This window comes from Pseudomonas sp. 15C, from assembly GCF_055484735.1.
In genome coordinates this window covers 20837-27100 of record NZ_JBUDGD010000063.1, presented here as the reverse complement: position 1 = coordinate 27100, position 6264 = coordinate 20837, and the positions used below count along the sequence as shown (strand labels likewise).

5 protein-coding genes are annotated in these 6264 nt (G+C 60.8%); 4 read left to right on the top strand and 1 reads right to left on the bottom strand.

From position 1 onward, the window contains the following. Window positions 1-551: 551 nt before the first annotated feature. Entirely contained in the window at window positions 552-1829 is a 1278-nt protein-coding gene (locus ACYYKW_RS23040; RefSeq protein ID WP_464991255.1) for an OmpP1/FadL family transporter, read from the bottom strand. Between the two features lie 130 nt (window positions 1830-1959). Here ACYYKW_RS23040 and ACYYKW_RS23035 point away from each other — a divergent pair, with 130 nt between their 5' ends. From ACYYKW_RS23035 to ACYYKW_RS23020, 4 genes are all read left to right on the top strand, one after another. Beyond that, window positions 1960-3081, top strand: coding sequence for an AI-2E family transporter (locus ACYYKW_RS23035; protein ID WP_336356978.1), 1122 nt, complete (start codon window positions 1960-1962; stop codon window positions 3079-3081). Between the two features lie 89 nt (window positions 3082-3170). After that, window positions 3171-4784, top strand: a complete 1614-nt coding sequence (locus tag ACYYKW_RS23030) for a mechanosensitive ion channel family protein (RefSeq protein ID WP_464991254.1) — start codon at window positions 3171-3173, stop codon at window positions 4782-4784. Window positions 4785-4877: 93 nt separating this feature from the next. Continuing rightward, window positions 4878-5666, top strand: a complete 789-nt coding sequence (locus ACYYKW_RS23025) for a DUF2092 domain-containing protein (protein ID WP_464991253.1) — start codon at window positions 4878-4880, stop codon at window positions 5664-5666. Between the two features lies 1 nt (window position 5667). Beyond that, window positions 5668-6234 (top strand): hypothetical protein, encoded by a 567-nt coding sequence (locus ACYYKW_RS23020; RefSeq protein WP_464991252.1) that lies wholly within the window; start codon window positions 5668-5670, stop codon window positions 6232-6234. The last annotated feature ends 30 nt before the right edge of the window (window positions 6235-6264 follow it).

Below are 6264 nucleotides of genomic sequence, written 5' to 3'. Positions count from 1 at the left end.
TGGCTGCGCCAGACGGTCGCTGCGCTCCCACGCCCGGATCAATCCCTCCACTCAGCCTTCCGATGTCGCCGGTGAGTCAAAAGCAAGATCAAGAGCACTCGAGCTGGCGCTCATTGTTGAGTGGTGAGAAGCGCCGCATGGCTTGAGATTTTCGGTGGATTCGCCCCTCACCCCAGCCCTCTCCCGAGGGAGAGGGAGCCGATATTGGTTGGTTTTGATATTCGCATTCGACTCGGTATTTCATGTCGGCGTAATTCTCGCATCCACCCCGGTCAGTCCCCTCTCCCTCCGGGAGAGGGCTAGGGTGAGGGGCTTTTGATTTCAGCTTTCAGCCTTCAGCCCTTCAATGCCGCCGGTGATCAAAGTCAAACGCAGGCGAGCTAACACTCGGCCTGATGGTTGCACCCGATCCCTGTGGGAGCTTGCCTGCAAGCGATTGGGCCAGCACAACCAACACATTTGTCTGAACCACCGCCATCGCCAGCAGGCTGGCTCCCACAGGCTGAGCACGCTCCAACAGGTTCAGCATGCCCGCATTGAAATCGCATAAATCAGAAACGCCAAGTCACCCCACCACCCAGAATGTGCAGCGCACTGTTCGGATAACTACCGGACAATGTCTGGCCGTTGCGCTTGGTCTGTTGCACATCCATGTCGCCGAGCCAGACCAGGGTGTAATTGAGGTTGAGGTCGGTGTCTTCGGCGAGTTGGTAGCTCAGGCCGGTCGCCAGGCGCCAAGCGTCGTTCATAGGGTTGTCGACGGTGCGGTCCTTGTCTTTGACGGCGGAGCTGTCGTAGCCCAGGCCCATATTCCAGCGCAGTTTCGGGCTGATCTGGTTTTGTGCCCCCACTGACAGGTGCCAGGTATCCTGATATTTGCGGTCGACGGCGCGGGACACGTTGCCGGCGGCGGAATCTACCGAGACGCCGATGTCGGCAAAGTCGCTCCAGTCCTGCCAGTTCACCGAGCTGAGCAGCGTCCATTGTTCGTTCAACTGATGGGCGATACTCAGGGTTGCGGTCTGCGGGATGTTCATGTCGATTTCCAGCTCGTCGACGTCCAGCCTCGATAAGGCGAGATTCAGCAGCGGGTTGCGTACACCATGGACTGACGGCGAATCCTTGAACTCCATTTTCACCTTGCTGGTGTACGCCAGGCCGAGCGTGGTGCGCTCGTTCAGTTGATAGCGCACGCCCACGTTGACCCCGGTGCCGACGTCGGTATCCTTGTATTGCAAGCGGCCATCCTGCTGGAACGGGTCGCCGGGCAGGAAGGCGTTATTGTCGATGGCCATCTTGGTGTAGTAGTAGCCGTAGACCAGACGCGGGCCGATGCCCACTGACAGGTCATCGGTGAACTTATAGGCGAAAGTCGGCTGCATCGAGATGCCGATCAGCGTCGATTCCTGAGAGAAATAGCGCCCGGCCCAGTCGTCGTCATATTTGACGCTCAGGCCGAAGTTGCCGTACATGCCGAAGCCGATACTGGCGCGGTTATTGAGTTCATGGCTGATAAAAAAACTGCTGCCCGGCAGGATCGGCAGTGGGTTGCCGCCTTCGTTGCCGCCGAAATCGTTGTCGCTGTCGCGATCAAAACCCAGGCCACCGAATATCGCCTGACCGGTCAGCGTGACCTGCGTGCCCTTCAGCGCAGCGATGCCGGCCGGGTTGCTCATCAGCACGCTCGGGTCGCTGGCCAGCGCCGCCGAGCCAGCATTGGCCAGCCCCGCGCCTTCCTGGCCCGCCTCGTACAAATCGATCCCGCCCGCGAGTGCCTGACTGCCGGCTCCGGCCAGCGCGAGAATGATCAGTGACTGCGTGGTTTTCATCCCGGCTTCCTTATCAATGAAGATCAGCCTTCAGGTTTAGTCGCGAATCGGCTCGGGCACCAGTCGAGACGAGCCGTGATTCGTGAACTACGCTCACAGCGGTTCAACGGAACCGGGCAGGAGAGCCTGAATGGACGACAAACCGCTGCTGACTTTCAACAGTTCCCGCGCGCTGCTGGACGTGCTCATCCGCGCGGGGCTGATCACCGTGCTGGTGTTGTTCTGCTACGACATCTTTCATCCGTTTCTGAATGTGATGCTGTGGGCGCTGATTCTTGCGGTCACCCTGTATCCGCTGAACCAGAAACTCGGCGCGAAGCTCGGCAATCGCTACGGCTGGGCAGCGATCATTCTGGTGCTGCTGGGGCTGGCGATTCTGATGCTGCCGTTGAGCCTGCTCGGCGCCTCGATTGCCGATTCGGTCAAGGACGGCATGCACACAATCGAAGCCGGGCAGTTCGAGATTCCACCGCCACCGGCCAGCGTCGAGGCCTGGCCGCTGATCGGCGCGCCGTTGTATGGCATCTGGATGCACGCCTCGCAGGACCTGAGCTGGACATTTCAAGAACTGGCGCCGCACCTCAAGGAGTGGAGCAAAGTGGTCCTGCATCAGGCCGCGGGTGTCGGTGCCGGGATCGTGGTGTTTGTGATTGCGCTGATCGTCGCGGGGCTGATCATGACCCACGGCACGCGTGGCCACCGCACCGCCGTGGCGATCACCACGCGGATTTCCGGGCCGGTGCGCGGCCCGCAGATTGCCGAACTGTGTACCGCCACCATCCGCGCCGTGGCGCAGGGCGTGGTCGGCATTGCGTTCATTCAGATGCTGTTGATCGGCGTCGCGCTAGTGATCATGGGCGTGCCCGCCGCCGGCATTCTTGCCTTGCTGGTGTTGTTGCTGGGCATTACCCAGTTACCGGTGCTGCTGATCACCGTGCCCGTGGTGATTTACGTCTTCGCCCACGACGGGGTGGGCGCCGGGACGATCATCTTCGCGGTGTGGATGGTCATCGCCGGGCTGTCCGATAACGTGCTCAAGCCGATGTTGCTGGGCCGTGGGGTGGCGGTGCCGATGCCGGTGGTGCTGATTGGCGCGCTGGGCGGCATGGTCACCAGCGGCATCATCGGGCTGTTTACCGGGCCGGTGATTCTGGCGGTGGGGTATGAGTTATTCATCGGTTGGGTCTATCAACCGGCCAATGTGACTGATGTTCTGGAGGATTCGGGCAACGAAATCGGCCGTGACATTTAACCCGGTGTGTGAATCTGACAACCGTTCATCCCTCGACTACGCTGGCTTACGTGTCCCACTTTGACACTTGGGCGTAAGGAAACAGGCGCATGCGAAGCAGGCTGCTGGCGGTTGGGATGGTGCTGTTCGCAATGCTCTGGAGCGATGTTGGCTGGGCGCTGGATGCCGCACCGAAAACGGCCGACGAAGCGGTCGAGTTGAAGGTCGCGAATCGCAGCATCATGCTGTTTCGCGCGACGATTCTCGGCGAAGCGCCGGCGTCACGAGTCAAACGGGCAAAAATGGTCATCCATGAGGCGCTCAACGAAGACGCCGAACTGAAGATCAGCACCGACTCGATTCAGAACAGCTACATCGTGCTGATCGGCGACAAACGCGCGTTCATCGTTGCCCCCAAGGACATCGACAGCCTCGAATATTCCTCGGTACAGGAAGCCGCCGAAGGCGCGGCCGAGCGGCTGCGTCAGGTGGTGACCGAAACCCGCGAGGCACGCAATCTACAGATGATCGTGCGGTCGCTGGGGCTCGCCGCCGTGGCCACGCTGATTTATCTGGCGCTGCTCTGGTGCCTGGCCTGGTTACGGCGCAAATTGCTGAGCAAGCTGCCGGCGCTGATGGATCGCCACACCCGCGCGCTGAAGGTCGGGCGCGTGCAGCTGATCGATTCGAATTTTCTCTATCCGCTGGTCAGCCGTTTTTTGTTGTTGCTGCGCTGGCTGCTGATCCTGTTGTTCACCTACGAGTGGCTGGGTTTTATCCTGTCGCGGTTTCCCTACACCCGGCCGTGGGGCGAAAGCCTTAACAATTACCTGTACGAACTGGCCAGCTACCTGCTGGAGGGCATTGTCGATGCGATCCCCGGCCTCGGCGTGGCCCTGGCGATTTTCTTTATCGCCCGTGGCGTCGTGGCGTTCACCCGGCGGATCCTGCACCGCATGGCCACGCCGGGGACGCTCAGCTGGCTGAACCACGAAACCCTGCAACCGACACAACGCCTGACCGCGCTGGCGGTGTGGCTGTTTGCGTTGGCGATGGCTTATCCGTACTTGCCCGGCGCCGGCACCGATGCGTTCAAAGGCTTGTCGGTGCTGATCGGTCTGATGATTTCCCTCGGCGCGACCAGCGTGGTCGGGCAGGCCGCTGCCGGTTTGATCCTGACCTACACGCGCACGCTGCGCCCCGGCGAGTTCGTGCGCATTGGCGAGTACGAAGGCACGGTTACGGAGCTGGGCATGTTCACCACGCGGATTCGCACCGGTCTGGGCGAAGTGCTGACGCTACCCAATTCAATGATCACCGGCACCGTCACCAAGAACTATTCACGCACCGTGCAAGGCCCCGGTTATGTGGTCGACACCGTGGTGACCATCGGCTACGACACGCCGTGGCGACAAGTGGAGGCAATGTTGCTGGAAGCGGCAAAACGTACGCCGGGTGTGCTGGAAGATCCGCCGGCGCAAGTGTTCCAGACGGCACTCTCGGACTTCTATCCCGAGTACCGCCTCGTTGCTCAAGCGATCCCAAGCCAGCCGCGCCCGCGCGCAGTGCTGCTGAGCATGCTGCACGCCAATATTCAGGATGTGTTCAACGAATATGGCGTGCAGATCATGTCGCCGCACTATCTGGGCGATCCACCGGATGAGAAGCGCGTGCCGCCGGAGAAATGGTTCACCGCGCCTGCGCAAGCGCCGCGGGATCAGTAATAGCCGCATTGGCGCGCATCGACAGTGAGAACTAGGCTGGTCAGTCAGTCGCCGTTCAGGCGCAACGCCCACGCAGGAACAGGAGCGGAACCGATGAAAACCCCAGCCAGTATTGTCTGCCTGATGTTCACCCTGGTTCTGGCACCGGGAGTCCGTGCCGAAGACCCGCCCCAACCGCCAGCGACCGAGGCCGCTGACGACACGCCGCTGGTCAATCCGCAGGTGGTCGACAAGCTCATCGACATGGGCAATTACCTGCGCAGCCTGCGGAAGTTTCAGGTCGATGCCCAGGTCTCGCGCGACACCGTTCTGGAGTCCGGTCAGAAGATCAAGACCGAGTCTTCCAACACCCTCAAAGTGGTCGGCCACGATCGGCTGTATGCCAAAAGCGAGGGCGAAGTGCGCACCCGGGAGTTCTTCTATAACGGCAAGAAACTGACCCAGTATTCGCCCTACCTCAAGTACTACACCACCGTTGACGCTCCGGCCACTGTCGCGCAAACGCTGCACCGGGTCGAGAACCACTATGGCGTGCAAGTTCCGATGGAGGACCTGTTTCTGTTCGGCAGCGATCAGGCGCAGATCGACGCCTTGCAAGCCGCGCTTTACGTGGGGCCGTCGATCATCAAGGGCCAGCTCTGCGACCATTTGGCCTTTCGCCAGGAAGGCATCGACTGGCAGTTGTGGCTGACCCGCTCCGACAAACCCTTGCCATGCAAACTGGTGATCACCACCACCGACGAGAAAAGCTTTCCCGAGTACAGCGCGGTGTATCACTGGAACCTCAAGCCGAACATTCCGGACACGCAGTTCACCTTCAAACCGGGTAAAGGCGATGTCGCGATTGCCTTGAAGAAAGCCAGCGATCAGGGAGGGGAATGACATGAACAAGTCGCTGACGTGGGGCTTGTTGTTGTCGCTGGCCACCGCAACGTTGTTGACCGCAGGTTATGTCGCTGAAGCCGATGCCCGACCGCAGCGCGCCCAAGGGCATGCTCGCGCCCACGTCAACCGCGCCCCGGCGCCCCATGCGCAACGCGCACAACGAATCAACCCGCCACCGCGAGCCCATCATGTGAACGCCGGTCATCGGAGCAATCCGGGCAACCGGGTCAATGCCGGCAATAACGTTGGCAATCGCACGCACGTCAATAACAGCAATCGCAACGTCAACATCAACAATTACCGCGATGTCGACATCGATGTCGACGGGCATGGCCGCTATGGCTACGACGATCACTACCATCCGATTGCTACGGCAGCGGCGGTCACGGCGACTGTTGCGGTGACGGCAGCGGTGGTGGGCTCGATCCTTACCCCGGCGCAAATGCCCAGCAGTTGCGTGCAAGTGATCCGCTACGACGTGGCGTACATGCAGTGCGGTTCGACGTGGTACCAGCCGCAGTATCGGGGCAGCGACGTGATCTACGTGGTGGTCAACGCCCCTTGATCAGGCTTACAGCCCGTGTGCGGTGCCTTT